General features: G+C 70.5%; 19 protein-coding genes. 14 read left to right on the top strand and 5 right to left on the bottom strand.

The window, feature by feature from the left end; all coding sequences use genetic code 11:
- Nucleotides 1-59: 59 nt before the first annotated feature.
- On the top strand, nucleotides 60-1,385 hold the full coding sequence (locus tag ACWDRB_RS25980) for a hypothetical protein (RefSeq protein ID WP_449897611.1): 1,326 nt from the start codon (nucleotides 60-62) through the stop codon (nucleotides 1,383-1,385).
- Nucleotides 1,386-1,434: 49 nt separating this feature from the next.
- Here the strand turns inward: ACWDRB_RS25980 and ACWDRB_RS25975 are convergent, their stop codons facing one another.
- On the bottom strand, nucleotides 1,435-2,823 hold the full coding sequence (locus ACWDRB_RS25975) for a hypothetical protein (protein ID WP_449897608.1): 1,389 nt from the start codon (nucleotides 2,821-2,823) through the stop codon (nucleotides 1,435-1,437).
- Nucleotides 2,824-2,924: 101 nt separating this feature from the next.
- Nucleotides 2,925-4,355 carry a glycoside hydrolase family 43 protein gene (locus tag ACWDRB_RS25970; protein WP_449897606.1) on the bottom strand — a complete coding sequence of 477 codons (1,431 nt, stop codon included), beginning with the start codon at nucleotides 4,353-4,355 and terminating at the stop codon, nucleotides 2,925-2,927.
- A gap of 180 nt (nucleotides 4,356-4,535) precedes the next feature.
- On the opposite strand from ACWDRB_RS25970, the gene ACWDRB_RS25965 reads away from it, so the two are divergent.
- The 6 genes from ACWDRB_RS25965 (at nucleotide 4,536) to ACWDRB_RS25940 (ending at nucleotide 10,377) form a co-directional block, all read left to right on the top strand.
- Entirely contained in the window at nucleotides 4,536-5,558 is a 1,023-nt protein-coding gene (locus ACWDRB_RS25965) for a LacI family DNA-binding transcriptional regulator (protein ID WP_364245104.1), read from the top strand.
- A 129-nt stretch (nucleotides 5,559-5,687) separates the two neighbouring features.
- The gene (locus ACWDRB_RS25960; RefSeq protein WP_355193822.1) at nucleotides 5,688-6,155 is read left to right on the top strand and encodes an NUDIX domain-containing protein; all 468 of its coding nucleotides are present in this window, start codon (nucleotides 5,688-5,690) and stop codon (nucleotides 6,153-6,155) included.
- A gap of 156 nt (nucleotides 6,156-6,311) precedes the next feature.
- Nucleotides 6,312-6,659, top strand: coding sequence for a type II toxin-antitoxin system RelE/ParE family toxin (locus tag ACWDRB_RS25955; protein ID WP_364245106.1), 348 nt, complete (start codon nucleotides 6,312-6,314; stop codon nucleotides 6,657-6,659).
- A complete protein-coding gene (locus tag ACWDRB_RS25950; protein ID WP_103956704.1) occupies nucleotides 6,659-6,958 on the top strand; it encodes a helix-turn-helix domain-containing protein in 300 nt (99 codons plus the stop codon). The genes ACWDRB_RS25955 and ACWDRB_RS25950 overlap by 1 nt, the downstream gene beginning before the upstream one ends.
- 1,024 nt (nucleotides 6,959-7,982) lie before the next feature.
- On the top strand, nucleotides 7,983-9,032 hold the full coding sequence (locus tag ACWDRB_RS25945) for an MBL fold metallo-hydrolase (RefSeq protein WP_364245109.1): 1,050 nt from the start codon (nucleotides 7,983-7,985) through the stop codon (nucleotides 9,030-9,032).
- Between the two features lie 565 nt (nucleotides 9,033-9,597).
- Complete coding sequence (locus tag ACWDRB_RS25940) at nucleotides 9,598-10,377, top strand: SDR family NAD(P)-dependent oxidoreductase (protein WP_364245111.1); 780 nt, start codon at nucleotides 9,598-9,600, stop codon at nucleotides 10,375-10,377.
- 343 nt (nucleotides 10,378-10,720) lie between these two features.
- Here the strand turns inward: ACWDRB_RS25940 and ACWDRB_RS25935 are convergent, their stop codons facing one another.
- Complete coding sequence (locus ACWDRB_RS25935) at nucleotides 10,721-11,197, bottom strand: hypothetical protein (protein ID WP_449897598.1); 477 nt, start codon at nucleotides 11,195-11,197, stop codon at nucleotides 10,721-10,723.
- 434 nt (nucleotides 11,198-11,631) lie between these two features.
- Here ACWDRB_RS25935 and ACWDRB_RS25930 point away from each other — a divergent pair, with 434 nt between their 5' ends.
- The 5 genes from ACWDRB_RS25930 to ACWDRB_RS25910 all read left to right on the top strand — a co-directional run bounded on the left by ACWDRB_RS25930 (nucleotide 11,632) and on the right by ACWDRB_RS25910 (nucleotide 15,920).
- The gene (locus ACWDRB_RS25930) at nucleotides 11,632-12,807 is read left to right on the top strand and encodes a trypsin-like serine peptidase (RefSeq protein WP_363978072.1); all 1,176 of its coding nucleotides are present in this window, start codon (nucleotides 11,632-11,634) and stop codon (nucleotides 12,805-12,807) included.
- A 165-nt stretch (nucleotides 12,808-12,972) separates the two neighbouring features.
- Nucleotides 12,973-13,713 (top strand): response regulator transcription factor, encoded by a 741-nt coding sequence (locus ACWDRB_RS25925; protein ID WP_350723497.1) that lies wholly within the window; start codon nucleotides 12,973-12,975, stop codon nucleotides 13,711-13,713.
- Nucleotides 13,710-15,137: a sensor histidine kinase gene (locus ACWDRB_RS25920; protein WP_449897595.1), complete on the top strand. Its 1,428-nt coding sequence runs from the start codon at nucleotides 13,710-13,712 to the stop codon at nucleotides 15,135-15,137. The genes ACWDRB_RS25925 and ACWDRB_RS25920 overlap by 4 nt, the downstream gene beginning before the upstream one ends.
- A 78-nt stretch (nucleotides 15,138-15,215) precedes the next feature.
- Nucleotides 15,216-15,632, top strand: coding sequence for a hypothetical protein (locus tag ACWDRB_RS25915; protein WP_449897592.1), 417 nt, complete (start codon nucleotides 15,216-15,218; stop codon nucleotides 15,630-15,632).
- A gap of 6 nt (nucleotides 15,633-15,638) precedes the next feature.
- Nucleotides 15,639-15,920, top strand: a complete 282-nt coding sequence (locus ACWDRB_RS25910; RefSeq protein WP_355193808.1) for a hypothetical protein — start codon at nucleotides 15,639-15,641, stop codon at nucleotides 15,918-15,920.
- On the opposite strand, the gene ACWDRB_RS25905 is transcribed toward ACWDRB_RS25910, so the two are convergent.
- A complete protein-coding gene (locus tag ACWDRB_RS25905; protein ID WP_449897589.1) occupies nucleotides 15,904-17,412 on the bottom strand; it encodes an FAD-dependent monooxygenase in 1,509 nt (502 codons plus the stop codon). The two genes, ACWDRB_RS25910 and ACWDRB_RS25905, sit on opposite strands and share 17 nt — an antisense overlap.
- Before the next feature lie 115 nt (nucleotides 17,413-17,527).
- On the opposite strand from ACWDRB_RS25905, the gene ACWDRB_RS25900 reads away from it, so the two are divergent.
- Nucleotides 17,528-18,721: a cytochrome P450 gene (locus tag ACWDRB_RS25900; protein WP_449897586.1), complete on the top strand. Its 1,194-nt coding sequence runs from the start codon at nucleotides 17,528-17,530 to the stop codon at nucleotides 18,719-18,721.
- 78 nt (nucleotides 18,722-18,799) lie between these two features.
- Nucleotides 18,800-21,118: a M28 family peptidase gene (locus ACWDRB_RS25895; RefSeq protein WP_449897583.1), complete on the top strand. Its 2,319-nt coding sequence runs from the start codon at nucleotides 18,800-18,802 to the stop codon at nucleotides 21,116-21,118.
- A 15-nt stretch (nucleotides 21,119-21,133) separates the two neighbouring features.
- Here ACWDRB_RS25895 and ACWDRB_RS25890 read toward each other — a convergent pair whose 3' ends face one another.
- The gene (locus ACWDRB_RS25890; RefSeq protein WP_449897581.1) at nucleotides 21,134-22,087 is read right to left on the bottom strand and encodes an NAD-dependent epimerase/dehydratase family protein; all 954 of its coding nucleotides are present in this window, start codon (nucleotides 22,085-22,087) and stop codon (nucleotides 21,134-21,136) included.
- Nucleotides 22,088-22,134: the final 47 nt, after the last annotated feature.

Raw genomic sequence — 22,134 nt, 5'->3', positions numbered from 1 at the left:
TGACCATATGGTGTGGTCAGTGGCCCTTTTGGGGTCCGGCACCTAGCGAGAGGATCGACATGGCGCACGAACCGAGAATCGACGTCGAGAGCAGAGCCCAGTCGGTCAGGAGCAGCCTGACAGAGGAGCAGTCCGAGCGGATCGTGGACGCGCTCGGCGAGCAGGGGGTCTGGTTCTCGACCCCGCATCCCCGCGTGAGCGAGGCGCCCAGGCCCGACCGCGTCTGGGAGCTGGTGGGCGACAAGCCGCACCTGGGGCGCACGGCCACCGGGCGGGCCGCGATCTATCTGGCCGACGGGCACGCCGCGCTGACCCGGCCGCTGATCTTCGCCGACGGCTTCGGTTACGGGCCCAGCGACCTGGACGCGTTGTGGGCCCACTTCAACAGCGAGCGCAGCCCCGGGTTCCTGGACCAGCTCCGGACCATGGGCATCGACGTCATCCTCCTGGGCTTCGACCAGCGTCAGACGTACATCCAGGCCAACGCCGCCGTGGCGGTCACCTGCGTCCAGCGGGCCATCCGGGAGCGGCAGGGCGACCTCCCGCTGGTCGTCGGCGGCGTCAGCATGGGCGGCATGATCACCAGGTACGCGCTGGCACGCATGGAGACCGAGGGTGCCGACCACCAGACCGACAAGTATTTCTCCTACGACACGCCGCACCTCGGCGCCTGGATCCCGCTGGTGCTCCAGCAGCTCGCCTACCTGCACGAATCGCTGGAGCCGAGCGCGAACGGCCCCGGGCAGGCCGAGCTGATCCGCAGCCCGGCCGCCCAGCAGCTCCTGTGGGCCTGGGTCGAGAACGAGGACTACTCGGGCCCCGTGACCACCGCGAGCCCGCTGCGCACGGACTTCCTGGACGACCTGCGCCGGGTCGGCTGGTTCCCGATCCGCCCGTACAAGCTGGGCCTGGCCAACGGGGTCGGCGACGGCACGGGGCGTGACCTGCCGCCGGGCACGCCGGTGTTCGACCTGCACTACGACCCGCTGCAGCTCACGGCCAAGATCCAGCCGGACATGGGCCAGCTGCAGAACGTCGGCACGGTCAAGTTCGGGGCTCCGACGTGGACGAGCGCCACCTCGCACGTGGCCGCGTTCGACGGGGCGCCGGGCGGCACGCTCGACTCGTGGGGCAGGGTGGCCGACGCGATCGGGCTGCCCGTCCAGGATCGGTTCCGCCACAGCTGCTTCGTGCCCGCGGTCAGCGCCATCGCCCTGGCCAGGGACCCGTACCAGTGGCAGACCGACCTGTACAGGGACCTCACCGAGCTGCCGAAGGACGAGACATTCCTGGACGCGTTCTGCTGCGACACGGCCAACACCGAGCACGGCAACGTCTCCGAGGTGCTGATCGACTGGTTCCTGGAGCAGCTCGCCGGCTGGTAGCGGCGGCGAAGAGGCGCCGGCTCGCACGCGGGCCGGCGCCTCTTCGTGTCTAGCGGGTGCCGCGGTGCACGACCAGGAGCTGGTCGCGGGTGGCGTTCCGGTCGCGGTAGGCGATCGCGGCCGGGGCCTCGGCGCTGTGATGGCCGGGCAGCCGCTCGTCGGCACTCCACGAGGAGCCGTCGAAGACGGTCCACCACAGGCGCTGGTCGCTCGCGCCGCGGTGGACGCAGTAGAGGCGGTCCTTGTAGACGGTCAGCGCGGGGCCCTCGGCGGCCGAGTGCATGGTCAGCTTCTGGTCGGGCGTCCAGGCGGAGCCGTCCCAACGCGTCCACCACAGGCTGGAGTCCTTGCCGGTGTGCACGCAGTAGAGGTGGCCCCGCCAGACGGCCAGCGCCGGGTTGGACCGGCAGGCGTGCTGGGGCAGCTGGGTGCAGGGGCTCCACGAGGAGCCGTCCCAACGCGTCCACCACAGGGTGGAGTCGGTGCCGGCGTGCACGCAGTAGAGCTGCCCGTCGAACGTGGCCAGCGCGGGGGCGGAGGCGCTGGGGTGCTCGGGGAGCTTGGCGTCGGGGCTCCAGGTGGAGCCGTCCCACCGCGTCCACCACAGGTTGTCGTCGCCGTCGCCGCGGTGCACGCAGTAGAGCCGCCCGTCGTACGCCGCCAGCGCCGGGGCCGAGTCGCTGACGTGCCCGGGCAGCCTCCGGTCCGCGCTCCACCCTTCCTGGGCGTCGTAGACCGTCCACCACAGGCTGGGATCGTCGACCTCGCCACGGTGGACGAGGACCAGTCCGTCCTGGAACTCCGCGAGGGCCGGGGCCGACACGCTGAAGTGCTCGACGAACGTCTGGTCAGGAGTCCATCCCTCGCCGGGCTCGTGAACCGTCCAGTACAGCCGCTCCCCGTCGCGCCGGTCCTCGCGGGCCGGCACCAGCATGGCGGGCGCGACCCACGGCGAGACCAGCTTCACGCCGTACGGCCGGGCGACCGAGGTGATCCAGTCGGCCTTGGCGCGCACCTGCCGCTCGATGTGCGGGGCGAGCCAGGAGCCCAGCACGGTGGCCGCGGTCTCGCCGACGAGCTGCGGGATCTCGGCGGCCAGCAATGCGGCGCTCTCGTTGATGTGGATCTCGAACCCCCACCACCTGGAGACCGGCCAGACCTCCGCGCCCATGGTGCCGAGCTCGCTCTGCAGCCGCCGTACGCGGTCCTGGGCCTGGGGCGACAGCCCGGCGATCTGGCGCCCGCTCTCCCGCTTGGCCGCCGACCACTCGACCTCGACGGCCTCCCGTACGGACGACTCGTCCAGCAGCTCGCTCTCGACGGCCGCGTCCACGGCGGCGGCGGCCACCGGGTCGTCCTGGCTGTGCAGCAGCACCTCCTCGCCGTCCACCTCCGCCGTGTCGAGCCCCGCTCTGTCGGCCCGGGTGTCATCAGTCATTTCCAGCCCCCCTGGAGTGATCCGCACCATTCGATGCGCATATGCACCATCTATGGTAACCAGAGGTAGTTGTCCGATTACTCTCCAGGGTGTCCCCGGGGCTACCTCTCGACGTCCACGGTGAAGGCGTCGAAAACCGCCCGGCCCGCGCCGTCCCCCGCCGCGAACAGGCCCAGCACCGCCCCCACCCACCGGCTCTGCGTGGCCTGGAAGGGAGCGCCGACCTCGCGCAGCCCGTCGCCGGTGTCGGCCAGGAACGTGACGAGCGCGTCCTCCCCGATCCGCGCGCCGACGGTGACGGACGCGCCGTCCTTGACGGGCAGGGGTTCCATGTCCCCTTCCATGTCCCCGCACACCAGGACGGTCCCGTCCGCCGTGCGCTCCAGCCCGACGTAGGCGTAGGTGAACCCGAGCACGACCAGCCCCGCCCGGCCCTCGCCGTCCAGGGTGAGGCCGGTGGTGACCGTGCACGGGTCGCCGGGCAGCCGCTGCCCGAGCACGGACGGGCGCTCCCTGAGGTCCTCCGGCCCCGGCGCGCACGCCAGGCGGAGGGTGCCGTCCCCCAGCTCCCACCAGGAGGGGTCGGGGTTGGCCTGCCAGCTCCACTGCAGGCCGAGCTCGGGGCCGGCGAAGTCGTCGGAGGTGGCGGGCCCGGCCGGCGCGCCGCCGGGGACGGGCACCGGGCCGCCGGGCACCGGCTCGCCGTCCGCGCCCATGACCGGCCAGCCGTCCTCCCAGGCCATGGGCTGCAGGTGGACGACCCGGCCGTAGGCGCCGCGGTCCTGGAAGTGCATGAACCAGTGCTCGCCCGACGGGGTGTCCACCCAGCCACCCTGGTGCGGCCCGTTCACGTCGGTGCCGCCCTGCTCCAGCACGATCCGGTCCTCGTACGGGCCGAAGATCGAGCTCGCCCGGAACACCGACTGCCAGCCCTGCTCCACGCCGCCCGCCGGGGCGAAGACCCAGTACATGCCGTCGCGCTTGTAGAGCTTGGGCCCCTCCAGCGTCCGGTAGCCGGGCAGCAGGTCGGCGTCGATGATCAGCGTGCCCTCGTCCAGCACCTCGCGGGCGTCCGGCGACATGCGGTGCAGGGTGAGCCGGTTGTTGACGCCGGCGCGGCTCTTGGCCCAGCCGTGCACCAGGTACGCCTGGCCGTCGTCGTCCCACAGCGGGCACGGGTCGATGAGCCCGGCGCCCGGCTTGACCACGTGCGGCGCGGTCCACGGACCCCGCGGGTCCTCCGCGCTCACCATGTGGATCCCCACGTCGGGGTCGCCGTAGAAGATCCAGAACCGCCCGTCGTGATGGCGCAGCGAGGGCGCCCACACGCCGCAACCCGGCCGCACGTCGTCATAGCCGCTCGTCACGGCGTGCCCGATGATCGTCCAGTTGACCAGATCGCGCGAGTGCAGGATCGGCAGGCCCGGGACCTTGGTGAACGTGGAGGCGGTCAGGTAGAAGTCCGCGCCGACGCGGATCACGTCGGGGTCGGACCAGTCGGCGTTCAGCACGGGGTTGCGGTAGGTCGTCATCCCTCACTCCTTGGCGGCACCTGCTGCAATCGGTTGCAGGAAACGTCGCACCCGCACGTACCTGGCGTCAAATGGCCCGAGTGCCCGCCCACGGCCGGGAGCAGGCCGTCATGCCTGAAATTCGAAATTTTCGGGGCGCTGGCCTGGCGATTCCCAGGCGCGGCGGGGAGAGTGGGGGTCATGACGGTCGAGGACCAGCCCCAGCAGTTGCCCAAACTGGCCGTGATCGCCCGCGAGGCCGGCGTGTCCGTTGCAACCGTTTCCAAAGCTCTCAACGGCCGCTCCGACGTCTCCGCCCACACCCGCCGACTGGTCGCCGAGGTGCTGGAGCGGCGCGGCTACCCCAGGCAGCGGGTCAGGCCCGCCCGGGGGAGCATGGTGGACGTCATGCTGCAGGCCCTCGACTCGCCGTACGCGCTGGCGATCCTGGGCGGGGTGGAGGACGCGGCCTGGCGGGCGGGCGTGGACCTGGTGGTCTCGGCCGTGTGCGACCGCACCAAGCACGGCCAGCCCCCGCCCGCGTGGCTGGACCGGATCGGCGCCCGCGACAGCGCCGGCGTCCTGCTCGTGCGCACGTCGCCGACCGCCGCGCAGCGGGCCTGGCTGGCCGACCGGGGGATCCCCGCGGTGATCGTCGACCCGCGCCGCAAGCCGCCGTCCGGCCTGCCCGCCGTCGCCTCGGCCAACCTGGACGGCGCACGGGCGGCCACCGAGCACCTGATCGCCCTCGGTCACTCGCGGATCGCCGTCGTCACGGGCCGTCCCGGGGTCCCGTGCGCGGCCGAACGGCTGGCCGGCCACCGCCAGGCCATGGCCGCCGCCGGGCTCCGGGCCGACCCCCGGTGGGAGGTGTGCGGCTACTTCCAGCAGGGCGACGCTTTACGAGCCACCCGCCGCCTGCTCGCCTCCCTCCCCCATCCGCCGACCGCCGTCTTCGCCTGCTCGGACTCCATGGCCGTCGGGGTGTACCAGGCGCTGGGCGAGCACGGGCTGCGCGTGCCCGACGACGTGAGCGTGATCGGCTTCGACGACTCCTTGGCCGCCGCCCACGTCACGCCGGCCCTCACCACGGTCCGCCAGCCCTGGCCCGAGCTGGGCGCGGCGGCGCTGACGGCACTGCTCACCGACGGCGCTCCGGCCCGGATCGAGCTGCAGACCGAGCTCGTCACCCGATCGAGCACCGCTCCACCCCGGCCGTCCTGACCACCAACCCGACCTTCCACTTCCGCCGTCTCGATGGCGGGACGATGGCCGAGCACTACATGTCGTCGTTCGAGCGCGTCTGGGCCGGAGCCGTTCCGTGGTCCGGCGTGGAGATCTGAGAGGCATCTCATGGGACGAGTTGAGTACTGGAACGACCCGAGCGCACCCAAGGCGAACAGTCTCGTACCGGCCTGTGGGACGGTCACCGTGGACGACGCGGGGCGCATCCTCATGCAGTGCCGTCGCGACACGGGCCAGTGGGCGTTGCCGATGGGCAAGATGGAGATCGGTGAGACGCCCTCGCAGTGCGCCGTGCGGGAAACCGAGGAGGAGACCGGTGTCTTGGTCGAGCCGGTGGGCATCCTTGGGATCTACTCCGACCCCGGTCACATCGTCGCCTACACGGACGGCGAGATCCGCCAGGAGTACGAGGTCATGCTGATCGCCCGCCCGGTCGGCGGTCAGCCGGAGGTCAACGACGAGGCGAGCGATGTGCGGTGGGTTGAGCCGGGTGAACTGCACTTGCTGGACATTCACCCCACGCAGTGGCGGCAGCTCAACGACTATCTTGAGCAGAGGCATCCCCACGTCGATTGAACCCAGGCCATCCGTAGCCGCCATGTGCCGTAGAACGCTCTAGCCTCTGCCTCTTCTGTTCGCAGGAGTAGCCGTGGATAGTTGCGAAATCACTTTGAGTGGTCAGATTCTGCGATCGCGCGAGCGGGGAGTCCTGCTGGTCATAGCATCGTTGCTATGGTCTGGGGTAGCGTAGAGCTGGAACCGGAAGTTCGGGAGTGGCTGGAGAAGCTCCCGGCAGAGTCGTTCGCGCGAGCGGCTTTCTACATCGATCTGCTGGCGGCGGAAGGCCCGTTGCTGGGAGAACCATACACACGACAGCTCGATGGCAAGCTGCGCGAGCTGCGGTTCTACCTTGATGATCTGACAATGCGGATCAGCTACTGGATCGCTTCGGATCGGCGGATCATCCTTCTGACCGTTTTCCACAAAACGCGAATGAGGGAAGATCGAGAAGTGGACCGGGCGCGGCGGGCGTTGTCCCGTTGCAAGGGCGAGGCGCACTCGGTGGACGAGGAGTGGTGATGACCGAGCGGACCGACTGGGCTGATCTCCGTGACCGACGGCTGTCCGAGCCCGGGGCGGCCGAGGCATACGATGCGGCTCGTCTCGCCTTCGAACTCGGTCGGGCAGTACGACAGATGCGGGAATCTCGCGGGTGGAGCCAGAGTGAGCTGGCTCGTGCGGCTGACATGACGCAGTCAGCAGTGGCCCGTTTCGAAGGAGGAGGCACCGTGCCGACACTGCCGGTCCTCGAGCGACTGGCCAGGGCTCTGGACGCCGAGCTGGAGGTGCGAATCAGTCCACGTGCTCCCGCAGCCTGAGCCTGATTTATCACGCGAGATGAAGTGCGACCACCAGCAGCATCAGACGGGTCCACCACCCGGCAGGCCCGATCGCCATCTCGTGAATTCTTACGCCGCTCGGGTCAAAGCTGAGGCCGTAATGATGGGTGTCGCGCCCTATGCGTGACGCTGTTCATGAGCGCGACCGAGAGGTCCCACGCGTCGGCTCTGCGCCGATGCAGGCGCGGCGCGCCGCCAGAATGGCGGACCGCAGGGGCGCAGCGAGGGCACCCACACGCCGCGACCCGGCCGCATGTCGTCATAGCCGCTCGTCACGGCGTGCCCGGTGATCGGCGCTACTCTGTACAGAAAGATGTACAGCGGAAGCGTACGCCGAGGCGACGGCGAGGGTTCGCGAGGCGGGTTTCGACCGTCCGGAGATCGTCCAGCTCGGCCAGGTGATCGAGCGTCTTGGCACGCTGGCCGATCACATTCGGGTGGAGAAGGCGCCATCTAGAGAACCGGTGCCAGATTGGCTCGCGGACCGGTTGATCTACACGGTCGGGATGGCCCGCGAGGCCGTTGCCGCTCTGGATCTCCAAGAGGCTGTCGACTTGTGGGCTGAGCACCGGTCCAAGCACCATTAGGTCGCATATCGGCAGCGGTTTCCGAGAGGGCGGTTCGTTGGCTGACGTCCGCCATGTCGCATTGTGATCGAGCAGAATGGCGGACCTGATGGTTCGTCTCACCTCTTCAGACCCGCACCGCCTGGGACGGTACCGGCTCGCGCGGCGGCTCATCGCACCGGACCACGTAGGAGGCCGTCACCGCAGGTCAGAAGCTACTTCGTTGGATTATCCGCCACTGCTACCAGGACCCCTACCAGTTACCCAGCACACGGCGTTTCCCTTTCAGTCACGTGACTGATACCGGTCGGTGCTTGCAATGCGCAGGATGGTGGGTAGCTGGCCGTGACGATCCAGAAGCGGCCTATCACGGTCCTGGCCTTACCTGATCGCAGGCGCTGCAGGACGTGATGAGTGATTCCATCGGAGTGCAAAAAATGGACAGCGTAAATCCTTCACGTTCCCTGAGCCGGCGCGGCTTTGTCGGAGTCACAGCGGGCATCGGCGCCGCCGGGCTGCTGGGCAGCGTGTTCGCCCAGCCGGCCTCCGCCGCGGCCTTCACCAAGGCCGAGAGCCGGACACGCGTCGAGACGATCCAGCTGGGCAAGGTCACCGTCACCCGCGTCCTGGAGTTCAGCGGCCCCGTCGGCCTGACGTCACGCCAGTTCTTCCCCGAGAGTCCGAAAGAGCTGTGGGAGGAAAACAAGGACTGGCTGAGCCCGGACTTCTGGAAGCCGAGCACCGACATGGTCAACTCCGCTCTGCAGACCTGGGTCCTGCGCAGCGAGGGCAGGACGATCCTGATCGACACCGGCGCCGGGAACGACAAGTTCCGTCCGTACGCCAAGCAGTGGCAGTACATGGACACGGACTTCCTGCGCCGTCTGTCCCGCGCGGGAGTCAGGCCGCAGGACGTCGACGTCGTCGTCAACACCCACCTGCACAACGACCACGTCGGCTGGAACACCCGGCGCGAGGACCGTGACTGGGTGCCCACCTTTCCCAACGCCACCTACCTGATCCCGAAGATCGAATTCGACTTCTGGAACCCTGAGAGCCCTGTGCGGCCGAAGTACTGGCAGGGCAACCAGAACGTCTGGGAGGACAGTGTGCTCCCAGTGCACGAGGCGGGTCTGGTGCAACTGTGGGAGGGCTCGTACACCCTCGACTCCAGCCTGAAGCTGAACCTCGCCGCCGGGCACACTCCCGGCTCGTCCGTGATCCGGCTGGAGTCGGGAAGCGACAGAGCCGTGTTCATCGGCGACCTGCTCCACACCCCGCTGCAGCTCGAACACCCCGAGTTCAACAGCTGCTTCGAGGAGGACGAGAAGCAGGCGCTCACGACCCGGCGCCGCGAACTGGAGTGGGCCGCCGACCACAAGGCCCTCATCCTGCCCGCGCACCTTCCCGGCCACGGCGCTGCCGAGGTGGAGCGCAGCGGCAGCAACTTCAAGATCAAGAACTGGGCGGGATTCAGCCGCAGCTGACGCGGCCTGAAGGACAGCCCGGACGCGCAAGCGCCCGCCCCGCTGCCACTCGGCGATGAGCGGATGAGGCCCGCGACCGCTGGGCCCGAGCGGGGTGCCGACACCGGACATGGACCCGGCGCCCAGACGGTAGCAGGGCGACGGGCGGACCTCAGAGAGATTTGGAGCGGAATCCGGCGAGTGACGCTGAGCTACCAGCGGTGTGCCCTGGCTAAGACACTTAGCGAGCAACCCGACCTGGGCAAACGCACCGCAGGGCGTTATCACGGCCGCGACCGCCGGACTCATCCCCGATCGTCCCGACCGAAACCCGTACCCGATCTGCTCCCCGGTCACCTGCTGTGACCTGGGAGGACGCTCCTACTTTGGGGCTCATCGTGTGGACCTGAGTGGAGGGCCTTGCTGGCCTGCCTGGTACCGGCGTTCCCAGGAAGACCAGACGTCTGGCTGGTCGCACGGCCATGTCGCAGGCTTGAGGCATGAGCACGAACAACGGTCACTTCTCGCAGAGTGGGCGGCGAAGCCGAACCCCGGCCGCCACGGCCGGCAATGGAAAGGAACAACAGTGAGCAAGCTCGCACTCGTCACCGGAGCCACCTCCGGCATCGGAAAGGCCTTCGCCGAGCGTCTGGCCGCCAACGGTTATGACCTGGTGATCGTGGGCCGGCGCAAGGACCGCCTGGAAGAGTTCGCCGCCGCGCACCCCGAGGTCAAGGTCCAGGCCGTGGTCGCCGACCTGTCCACCGCCGCAGGCATCGCCACGGTCGCCGAGATCTGCGCGACTGAGCCGCTGACCATGCTGGTCAACAACGCCGGTGTCGCCCACTACATGCCGCTCGCCGAGCTCCCCGCAGACAAGGCCGCAGAACTCATCAGCGTCAAGGTCCTCGCCCCCACCATGCTCACCCGCGCCGTGGTCGCGGGCATGCAGGAACGCGGCGAAGGCACCATCATCAACGTGGCCGGCATGATCGCCTTCAGCGGCCCCGCCCCTCACTCGCAGATGCCCCGCCGCGCCGTCTACGGCGGGAGCCTGGCCTACCTTGTCGCCATCTCCCAGACCCTCAGCGCCGAGCTCGAGGGCACCGGCGTCAACGTGCAGGTCGTGTGCCCCGGCGTGGTGGCCACCGAGTTCCACGAACGCCAGGGCCTCGACATGAGCAGGGTGCCCCGCATGACGGCCGACGACGTCGTCACCGCCAGCCTGCGCGGCCTGGAGCTGGGCGAGACCGTCTGCGCCCCGGGCGTGGAGGACGCCGGCCTCCTCGACGCGGTTTTCCAGGCCGACCTCGCCGCCTTCGGAGCACAGAGCCCCGAGCTGGCCACGCGCTACCGCGCCGCCTGAACCGACGGCCGCATCCTTGACATAGCCCGCTCGGGCCCACGAAGACCTCATTGACCAGCCTCAATGCGCTCGCGTGTGCTGAAAGCCGATATCCCCCATACTCCCTGGCCCACGAATTCTCCGAAGGCGGCCGGTCCGGGGTGGGCAGCAGACGGCCCACCATCCAACCGGTCAACGGGCGGGGACCGATGGCGCCGGAGGCGCGGGGGTGCGCCGGAGGCGCCTGAATAGGGGCGTCTGAGCCCCTGCGCGAAGCGCCCCCGGCGAAGCCCTTTGTCCGGGGCGGGTGTCAGCGGGCCCACCACCCAGGCGGGCAACGGGTGGGTGGCCCCCGGCCCACCTACTACTTGCCGTCGTGGCCGCGGTGGCGCTCGTCGCGCTGCGGGCGGGGGGCCACCACGTCGAAGGAGGCCGTGGCGGTCTTGTTGCCGACCTTGACGGTCACGGTCTTGCTGCCGGGCTTGGTCTTGGACGGCACGGTCAGGGTCTTGGTGGCCTCGCCGTCGGAGAGCGTCACGCGGTAGCTCTTGCCCTCGGGGCTGGTCACGACGGCTGTGCCGGAGCGCAGGCCCTTGGCGGCGATCGTCACCTCGTACGAGTCGCCGGCGCGCACCCGGTCAGGGTCGACGGAGACCTTCAGCGCGAACCTGCGAGCGTCGTCGCGGCCCTTGACCCACTGGTCCTGGGTAACAGTGGGCGTGACGGGGTTCGAGTGCGTCGGCTGCGGGGCCTTGGCGGTGGCCGCCGGCTGCGGCCTGGCGTCGGCGAACGCGGCGCCCGACAGGGGCAGCGTCAGCAGAGCGGCGCTGGCGAGGGTCACGGCGAAAGGCTTGGAGAAGCGCACTGGATACGAATCCAATCCGGGACGGACCTGGCCGAACATCTGAATTCAGCCCCGAAGGTCTTCCCTCGCCAATCACCCTGTCGAGCCAACCTGAGAAACGCCTGTGCTCACCTTATGTATTGGATAAGCGCAGGTAGTGGCCTCGACCTGGGGTCGGTGATCTGCAACACATAATTTCTCTTATGCGATTCTCAGATTCTTCCCGGGTTCGTTCTCAGGATCGGCGGCCGCCTTGGGGAATCGGCGCGGCGACGCGATCTTCGTGAGATCACGGCACGATCACGGCGAGCTGTGTGCCGGCTAAATCCGGACATAGGAGGACATAAAGGCTGGGCTGAGAGGGATACCTTCCTGCCTCACAGACGCACCGAACGCTCATGGCGTTCCCGCGACGAGCAAGGAGTATCCCCTTGAAGATCAAGCACACCCTCGCCCCCGTCGGCGGCGGGCTGGCCGCCACGGCGCTGCTCGGCGCCTCGCTGGCGGGCGGCGCGCAGGCCGCCCCGCACGTGAAGCCGACCGAGAGCGTCAGCATCACCACCGCCAAGGGCATCGCCGCCTACTGGCTGGAGAACAACGGCGCCGCGCTGAAGGCCGCCACCTACGTCGAGGAGGACACCACCGACGTCGACAAGCTCACCTCCACGGGCACCCCGTCCACCGACACCAAGGCGGGCTCGGTCGCCCCGACCGGCACCACCACGACCACCACCAAGTCGAAGAACGTCAACCTGCCGAAGACCGTCGGCAAGGTCTTCTTCGTCGACTCGGCGGGCAAGAAGCGCTGGTGCTCGGCCTCCTCCATCCAGGGCAAGTACGCCAACGTGGTCGCCACGGCCGGCCACTGCGTCTACGACACCGCCAATGACGAGCAGCTCATGGACAACTGGGTCTTCGTGCCCGGCTACTACCAGGGCAAGGCCCCGTGGGGCGTCTACGTCGGCAAGCAGGCGTTCGTGCACTACGACTACAGCGTGTACGAGGACTACGACCGCGACTACGCGTTCGTCTCGGTCTACAACGGCGTGACCGTCAAGGACTCGACCGTCACCAGGTCCGAGTACGAGGCCGACCGGGCCAAGCCGGGCACCGACACCACGAAGGCCGACCACGGCTACTACGACCGGTCGTCGAACACGTACCACGTGATCGACGCCACGGACGCGGGCCGGCTGGGCGACAACGTCGGCGGCCAGGGCATCTCCTGGAACCAGCCGCTGAAGAAGGCGCACTATGTGTTCGGCTACCCGCAGGCCGCGCAGCCCGACGGCAACAAGCCGTTCACCGGCGTCACGCCCAAGTGGTGCTACGGCACGACCACGGCCAAGACCGTTGGCTCGGCCGCCAAGAAGATCGAGGAGCACGTCGGGCTGAAGTGCTCCATGACCGCAGGCGCCGACGGCGGGCCGTGGCTGCTGAAGTACAGCAGTGCCAAGCGGCTCGGCTACCTCAACGGCGTGACCAGCGCGTTCTACGACCAGGACGAGAACGACCGGGTCGACTACATCAGCTCGCCGTACTTCGACGCCGAGACCTACAGCGTCTACGCCTCCGCGGCCAACGTCTGGTCCGGGAAGCTCTTCTGACCGAATAGGGGGTGACGGCTTCGCGTGGCTCTGATCGCGTCTTGAAGGGATAGGAAGGGCCCGGCACGCCGCCGGGCCCTTCCGCGCATCGCCCGGGAGCAGCTCACAGGCGATTCACAAGCAGGCATCATCAAACCTTCATAGAGGGAGGTCATCGTCACGGATATGCACACGACCAGCCCGAACTCCCGGTCCGAGCCCGTGCGCCGATCGGACGGCAGCTCGATCAACATCCTCGTCGTGGACGACGAGCCTCCGCTGACCGAGCTCCTTTCCATGGTCATGCGCCAGGAGTCCTGGGACGTCCGCAGTGCGCACAACGGCAGCGAGGCCATCCGCGCGGCGCGCGGGTTCCGCCCGGACGCGATCGTCCTGGACGTCATGCTGCCCGACATGGACGGGATCCAGCTCCTTCCCCGGCTGCGCGCGGTGCTGCCGGGCGTGCCGATCCTGTTCCTGACCGCGCTGGACTCGCTCCAGGACCGGCTCGTCGGCCTGCGGGCCGGCGCCGACGACTACGTCACGAAGCCGTTCAGCCTGGAGGAGGTCGTCATCAGGCTGCGGGGCCTGCTGCGCCGCTCGGGCGCGGCCCAGGCGCGGGCCGACGCCGGGCTCGTGGTCGGCGATCTCACGCTGGACCAGGAGACCCACCAGGTACGGCGGGACGGCAAGGAGATCAGGCTCACGCCGACGGAGTTCGAGCTGCTGCGCTTCCTCATGCACAACCCGGGCCGGGTGCTCAGCAAGTCGCAGATCCTCGACCGGGTGTGGGCCTACGACTTCGGCGGCCAGAGCAACGTCGTCGAGCTGTACATCTCCTACCTCCGGCGCAAGATCGACGCGCAGCGGCAGCCGATGATCCACACCGTGCGCGGGGTGGGTTACACGCTCCGACCCGCCGGATGACGATGTCGCTGGAGACCAAGCTGGTGGTCTCCTCGATCGCGCTGCTGGTCACCGTCTGCGCCGTCATCGCCACCGCGACGACGCTGCTGTTCCACGACTTCCTCACCGACCGGCTCGACAGCCAGGTCACCTCGGCCGCCCGCCGCTCGACCAGCGCGGCGGCGCAGCGGGACGACCCGCCGCCGCAGGCCCGGGAGGTGTCGTTCCTGCTGTCGCCCGGTCAGGCCGAGGGCACGTTCGGCGCGCGGATCCGCCAGGGGGTGGTGCGGCGGGCCGCCGTGCTGACCGGCATCGCCACCGTGCGGGAACTGCCCGCGCCGCCGTCGCTCGCCGCCGTCACCGGCGAGCCCGTGACGGTCGACCTCGGTCCGCTGGGCGACTACCGGATGGCCTCCGCCCGCACGCCCGACGGCGACGTGCTGGTCACCGGGCTGCCCATGACCGCCGTGGACTCCATGCTGACCAGGCTCGTCGTGGTGGAGGCCGCCGTCACGCTGGCGGGCGTCGCGCTGACGGCCGCCGCCGGCACCCTGCTCGTACGCCGTGCCGTACGCCCGCTCGGGCGGCTCGCGGCCACCGCTTCCAGAGTGTCGGAGCTGCCGCTGGCCACCGGGGACGTCGTGCGCCTGTCCCGCGTGCCCGAGGTGGACACCGACCCGCACACCGAGGTCGGGCAGGTGGGCGGCGCGCTCAACCGCATGCTCGGGCACGTCGAGTCCGCCCTCGCGGTGCGGCACGAGAGCGAGACGAGGCTGCGGCGCTTCATCGCCGACGCCAGCCACGAGCTGCGCACGCCGCTGGCCTCCATCGTCGGCTACGCGGAGCTGACCAGGCGCAGCGGCGAGTGGCACGGGCCGCAGACGGAGCACGCGCTCGGCCGCATCCGCTCGGAGGCGGGCCGGATGACCACGCTGGTGGAGGACCTGCTGCTGCTGGCCAGGCTGGACGCGGGCCGCCCGCTGGAGCGGGTGGAGCTGGACCTGTCGCCGATCGTGGTCAACGCGGTCGGCGACGCCTACGCGGCCGCGCCCCGCCACCGCTGGCTGATCAGCCTGCCCGACCAGCCCGCCCTGGTCCTGGGGGACGCCGACCGCCTGCACCAGGTGGTGACCAACCTCCTCGCGAACGCCCGTACCCACACCCCGCCCGGCACCACGGTCACCGCGACGGTTCGGCTCGGGGAGCGGGTGAGCGTCGAGGTCGCGGACGACGGGCCGGGCATTCCCGGGCACGTGCTCCCCCACGTGTTCGGCCGGTTCGCGCGGGGCGACGGGTCGCGCTCCCGGCTGGCGGGCGGCAGCGGGCTGGGCCTGGCCATCGTGTCGGCGGTCACTGCGGCCCACGACGGGCGGGTCGAGGTACGCAGCGAGCCGGGGAACACGGTGTTCACGCTCAGCCTGCCGCCGGGCCGGACCCGGAAGTAGTTTTTGCGCCAAGTTATCGCGACCCTTTAGAGGGCTTTCCGTGATGAGCCGTCCCCCGGTGCTACGTTTCAGTGGATCATGTCGCAAGAAATGGCGGGCAGCGCATTGAGGGCATTCGTACGGATTGTTGCGGGCCTCGCGTTCGGGTGCGGTGTGCTACTGGCCCCGACCGCCGCGTCGGCCGCGCCGCCGCCCGACGGGAGCTCCCTGCTCACCGAGCTGGTCGGCGCGGATCTCGGTACGGTGCTCAGAGCGCTTCCCGGAGTTTTCTGCGGAAATCGACTGGTCGCCTACAACTCACCGTCGCCCAATTCTCCGACCAAGTGCGTGAATGGCGCCGAGAACAGCGGGAACTCCACCAACAGCGGGAACTACCACAATGAGGGAAATCCCATCAACAGCGGCAACTTCGACAATGCGAACGGCGCCGTGAACAGCAACAACACCATCAACGGCGGGAACAACGCCAACGGCTCCCAGTCCACTTCCCGGTGACCGGCGATGACGACCTTCAGGCGGCGAACCGGGATGGTCGCGGCGCAGCTCGCGCTGATGTTGTCGCTCCCGCCCGCCCTTCCCGCTCTCGGGCACGGATTTCCCAAGGGCAGCGGCAACTCCTGGAACAGCGGCAACTTCCGGGGCAAGGGCCGGCAGGTGAACAGCGGCAACTTCCAGAATGCCAACTTCTCCGTGAACAGCAACAACACCATCAGCGGCGGCAACAACGTCAACGGCCCCCAATGCAGCGTCGAACGACGGGCCATCGTCAAGGGCGGCTGCTGACGGGCCGGTGAGAGAGCGCCCGCCTCAGAGCGCCGTCGGGGTGCTCGCCGCGCCAGGCCACGTGCTGGTCGGGGCGGACCAGCGTCAGGGGCACGCCCGGCAGATCCACGGCTCGCAGCGGCACCCCCAGCTCCCGCGCCTGCTCGGCCAGCGCCACGGCCCCTGGCAGGCGCTGGTCCCCGACCACGCTGAAGCCCCGGCCCAGCCGGTCGTACAGGGACACGCCGGGAGCCAGCCACCAGTGCGGCAGCCGCTCCCCGGTGCCCTCGGCGACGATGGGCGAGCCTTCGTAGGTGTAGCCGAGCACCAGCTCCAGGCTGTGGAACTCGCTGTCCTTCGTCCTGCGCACCGCCTCCGCCACGGCGGGCCGCACCTTCTCGAACTCGGCCTCCTCCCCCATCAGCGCCGGGTCGGCCAGTTCGGGGGCGAGGGTGGCCATGTTCGCGGCGGCGGCCTCGATGGTGTCGGCGGCCACCGGACGGCGCTCGGTCTCGTAGGTGGCCAGTAACGAGGCGGGCGCCCATCCGTGCAGTACGGCGGCCAGCTTCCAGCCGAGGTTGACCGCGTCCCCGATCCCGGTGTTGAACCCGTGTCCCCCGTACGGCGGATTCTGGTGCGCCGCGTCGCCCGCCAGGAACACGCGCTCGCTCCCGTACCGGTCGGCCAGCAGCATCCGCGCGGTCCACGGGTCGGTGGCCAGGATCTCCGCCTCGATGTCGGCACCCGCCAGGTTGCGGACCAGCCGCATCGGATCAGCGCCGGCGGCGGGGACGCCCTGGGCGATGCACCACCAGGTGTCCTCCAGGTCGAGGCGGCCGACGATGCCGGGCTGGGCGGGGTTCAGCACCCAGTAGTGCACGGCGGGGCCGTGCGGCATCCGCTCGGCCAGGCCGGGGGCGCGGAAGACGATGTTGAAGTTGGGCCTGGCGTCCTGGCGGCCCTCGTAGCGGGCGCCGATGGCCGCCCTGGTCACGCTGCGCGGGCCGTCGCAGCCGACCACGTACCGGGCGCGTACCTCACGCTCCTCGCCCGTGGCGGACGCGATGTGCACCGACACCCCGTCGGCGTCCTCCCGCAGCCCGGCCACCTGCCATCCGGTCAGCAGCGCGTCGCCGACGGCCTCCCGCAGCACCTCCTCCACCAGCGGCTGCGGCACCTGCTGGCCCGGCTCGGCCGCCAGCTCGGAGCCCACCAGGTCCAGCCCGAAGCACCCGCCGATCCTGGTGACCTCCCGTCCGAGCAGGCTGCTGACGAACAGGGCCTGGTCCGACCACGCGACCGCCAGCGGGGCGCGCTCCCGCACCCGCTCCGCCAGGCCCCATCTCCGCAGCAGCTCCATCGAACGCGCCGACGTCGTCTTCGCGCGGGGCCGCAGCCACGACACCTCCTTGCGCGGCTCGACCACCAGGCACCTCACGCCCTGGTACGCCAGCTCCACGGCGACCGCCAGCCCCACGGGCCCGCCTCCGGCGACCAACACGGGCACATCCACAGGGGCATGCTGTCCCTTCCCCCGCACCACCGCAACCCCCGCGCGGGCGCACTGGAGACCGGCTTGGGGGGTTGTTACGGTTTACGCCTCAACCGACGATCATCAAGGGGTTTGTATGACCGAGTCCTCGACGATGCCGCTGCACATGCGGCGGGTGGGGTTCGACCCGGCTCCCGAGCTGGCGGCGCTCAGGGAGGAGGAGGGGATCAGGCGCGTCACGACCCCGTTCGGCCTGGACGTCTGGCTCGTCACCAGGTACGCGGAGGTCCGCGAGGTCCTCGGCGACGCCGAACGGTTCAGGATCGCCCAGCAGACGGTGGCGCGCCTCCCCGGAGCGCCCGAGATGACCCCCGAGCAGTTAGCCAAGATCCAGGCGGGCAACCTCCTCGGCGTGGACGCGCCCGAGCACACGCGGCTGCGCAAGATGCTGACCCCCGAGTTCACGAACCGGCGGATGCAGCGGCTGGAGCCGCGGATCAGGCGCATCGTGGACGACCACCTGGACGCCATGGAGGCCACCGGTTCGCCGGCCGACCTGGTCACGTCGTTCTCGCTGCCGATCCCGTCGCTGGTCATCTGCGAGCTGCTCGGCGTCCCGTACGAGGACCGGGACGGCTTCCAGCACCGCACCAGCAGGATGCTCGACCTGTCGGTGCCCGGCGAGGAGCGGCTGGGGCTGCAGTTCGAGGCGCGCATGTACATGGAGGCGCTGGTCCAGCGCATCCAGCAGGACCCGGGCGAGGAACTGCTCGGCATGCTGGTACGCGAGCACGGCGACGACCTGACCACGGACGAGCTCGTCGGCATCGGCAGCCTGCTGCTGTTCGCGGGCCACGAGACCACCTCCAACATGCTGGCCCTGGGCACCCTGGCCCTGCTGCGCCACCCCGAGCAGCTCGAACTGCTCAGGAAGGAGCCCGAGCGCATCGACGCCACGGTGGAGGAGCTGCTGCGCTGGCTGAGCATCGTCAACTCGGGCACGACCAAGGTCGCGACGGCGGAGGTCGAGCTGAGCGGCCGTACCATCCAGCCCGGCGAGCTGGTCCTCTGCGCCCTGCCCGCCGCGAACCGCGACCCCGCCCTCATGTCCGACGCGAGCACGTTCGACATCTCGCGCGGCGCCCCCGGCCACGTCGCCTTCGGCCACGGCATCCACCACTGCCTGGGCGCCCCGCTGGCGCGCATGGAGCTGCGGATCGCCTTCCCGGCGCTGCTCCAGCGCTTCCCGGGCCTGCGCGAGGCGGGTGCCGCGGACTTCCGCTCCTCCCACATCGTGTACGGCATGAGCTCCCTGGAGGTGGCCTGGTAAACCTGCGGAAAACCGCAGGTCGATCCGGGCACGCGCATCATTCCGCCGCCATGGCCCGCGTACCTAGCGTTCCTGGCCATGACGGGAAAGTTGTTCGACGTCCCCCGCCGGGCGCTGGCGGGGCTGTGCGCCCTGCTCGCGCTGGCCGGCGTGATCATGCTGACCGCCATGGCGGACAGCACCATGCAGCCCCTGCCCGCCTCGGCGCCGGACGGGGAGTTCAGCGCGGAGCGGGCGCTGCGCCACCTGGAGAGGTTCGCCACCGAGCCGCGCCCGATCGGCAGCCGGGCCGGTGAGCGGGCCAGGGACTACCTCGCCGGGCAACTGCGCGCGGCGGGGCTCGACGTGCGGGTGCAGCGGGCCATCGGCGCGAACACGTCGGCCGGGCTGGCGTCGTTCGGGCAGGTGGACAACATCGTGGCCACGGCGAAGGGCAGCGACCCGACCGGGACGGTGGTGATCGCCTCGCACTACGACTCCGCGGCCATGGGCCCGGGCGCCTCAGACGACGCCGCCGCGGTCGCGGCCATGCTGGAGACGGTACGGGCGCTCAAGGGCACCGCGCTCCGCAACGACCTCGTGCTGCTGATGTCGGACGGCGAGGAGGACGGCGTGCTGGGCGCCGAGGCGTTCGTCAGGGAGCACCCGCTGGGCCGCAAGGGCGGGGTGCTGCTCAACTGGGAGGCCCGGGGCGTGAGCGGGCCGTCGCTGATGTTCCAGACGTCCAGGAACAACGCCGGGCTGGTCGAGACGTTCGCCGACGCCGTGCCGCACCCGCGCGGCGACTCCACGCTGGGCGAGCTGTACCGGCTGCTCCCGAACAACACCGACTTCACCCCGATGGCCGAGAGCGGCTTCACCGGCATGAACTTCGCCTACATCGAGGGCTCCTCCCGCTACCACACCGCCGACGACTCCCTCGCCCACCTCGACCGGGGCAGCCTGCAGCACCACGGCTCGAACATGCTGGCGCTGACCCGCGCGCTCGGCGGCGCCGACCTCGAAACGCTGGACACGGACCACGACCTCACCTATTTCCGGATCTTCGGGACCATGGTCACGTACCCGAACGCGCTCGTCTGGCCCCTGGCCGGGCTCGCGGCGGCGGCGGTCGCGGGGCTGGCGGTGCTGGCCCGCAGGAGGCGGCTGCTCAGCATGCCCCGGCTCGCCGTCGCCGCCGCGTCGGGGATCGTGCCGCTGCTGCTCGCGGCGGCCCTGGCCCAGGGGTTGTGGGAGGTGCTGGTGGCCTGGCGGCCCGCGTACGACGGGATGGGCGGGCTGCTGCACCGTCCGCAGGCGTTCCAGGCGGCCGTCGTGATCCTGGCCGCGCTGGCGCTGCTCTGCTGGTACCTGCCGCTGCGCCGCCGCCTCGGCCCCGCGGCGCTGGCCGTCGGCGCGCTGGCCTGGCCGGCCGCGCTCGGCCTGCTGTGCGCCCAGGTCGCGCCGGGCATGTCGTACGTGCTGACGCTGCCCGCGCTGTTCTGCGCGCTCGGCGGGACGGCCGCGATCCTGCTGCGCGGCGCGGCCCGCCAGGTGGCGGTGCTCCAGGTGACGGCGGTGATCCTGGGCGCGGTCGTGGCGGCGGCGCTGCTGCCCGCCCTGGCCAGGACCGCGTTCGACGGGATGGGCCTCGCGCTCGGCGGGGTGCCCGCGCTGGTGCTGGCGGTGTTCGGGCTGACCGTGCTGCCGATCGTCGAGCTGTGCCTGCCGGAGCGCAGGCAGTCCCTGGTCCCGCTCGCCGCCGCCGGGCTCGCGGTGCTGCTGGTGCCGATCGGCCTGGCCCGGGACGGCTTCGACCTGGCCAACCCCTTGCGCACGCACCTCGCGTACGTGATGGACGCCGACACCAGGACCGCGAGCTGGGTCAGCGCCGACGCGGAGCCGCCCGCCTGGACCAGGAGGTACGTGTCCGGCCACGACACCACGCCGCTGCCCCCCGGCTACGCCCGCGGCACCTCCCTCTGGACGGGACGGGCACCGGCGGCGGCCGGCGCCGCCGAACCCCGGGTGACCGTGCTCGGCCGCGACGGCGACACGGTCCGGCTCCGCGTGACCGCCGGCAGGGCGGCGCGCTCGGTCACGCTGCGGGTCGAGCGCCCGATCGCCGCGGCGACGGCCACCGCCGACGGCCTGACCCCGGTGAACGTCGACGTGACCGGCGTCCGGGCCAACACGTGGCCGGGCGAGATCCGCTTCCGCGGCCTGCCTGACACGGGAGCGGAGATCTCGCTGCGGGTCCCGGGGGCGGACCGGTTCCGGCTGACCGCCGTCGCGGAGACCGACGGGCTCCAGCGGGTGCCCGGATTCGTCCCGAGGCCGAAGGGCGTGGTGGCGGCGACCCGGGAGGACGGCGACCTCGTGGCGGTCACCCGTACGTACGAGATCAACGCGAGGTGAGCCCCCGAACCGGCCTCAGCGGGTGATGGTGCCCGCCCGGACCAGCCAGTCGACCGCCTCGGAGATGGCCTCGAGCGGCGCGTAACGGGGCCGGTGCCCCAGCAGCCGCTCGGCCTTCTCCATGCTGCAGTGGGGGCTGTAGGAGATGTGGTCGAGCGTGATCTGCGCGTCCCGCTCCGACACCGTCTCGCGCCACCGCTCCCACGGCAGGAACGTCAGGCGCGCCTCCTGCCCGAACCAGCCCGCCACCGCCTCGGCGTATCCGCGCAGCGTCAGGGCGCTGGTGGCAACGGAGTGGAAGCTCTCGCCGACGGAGACCGACGGGTTGACCATGGCGTCCACGAACAGCCGCGCCACGTCGTCGGCGTGCACGTGCTGGACGGTCTCCAGGCCGAAGTTCGGCAGCGCCAGCTCGCCGCCGTCGGCCAGCGTCTGGAACACGGCCGGATCGACGTTGCCCGCCGGGTTGACCGGCACCCAGCCGGGGCCCGTGATGTGGCCGGGGTGGATGATCGTGGCGGGGAAGCCGTCGCGGTGGGCGCGTTCGAGGAGGTGGGCCTCGATGGCGGCCTTCTGCTTGCCGTACTCGCCGAGCGGCCGCTTGGGCATGTCCTCGGTCGTCGGCACCCGGCTGCTCGGCCCGTGCGTCCAGATCGTCCCGCAGTGCAGGAACTGCCGGACCTTCCCGGTCAGCGCCGCCGCCAGGTCGCGGGCGCTGGTCTCGGTGAAGGAGATGAGGTCGATGACGACGTCGGCCTCCAGCTCCACGATCCGCCGCCCGAACGTGCCGTCGGCGTCCTCCGCGTCGCGGTCGGCGGTGATCTGGGTGACCCGCTGCCAGGCCCCGTGCGGGCTGTAAGGCTCCCGCTTGCCCCGGCTCACGGCCACGACGTCGTGTCCGCCTTCGACCAGCCTGGGGATGAGGTACGTGCCGATATGACCGCTGGCGCCAATCACCGCTACTCGCATGCGCCCCAGCGTAGACCCGCTGCTTCGCCGGTCAACCATCCCGATAC

It is taken from the genome of Nonomuraea sp. NPDC003707 (assembly GCF_053587055.1).
This window is presented reverse-complemented; position numbering and strand designations above follow the sequence as displayed.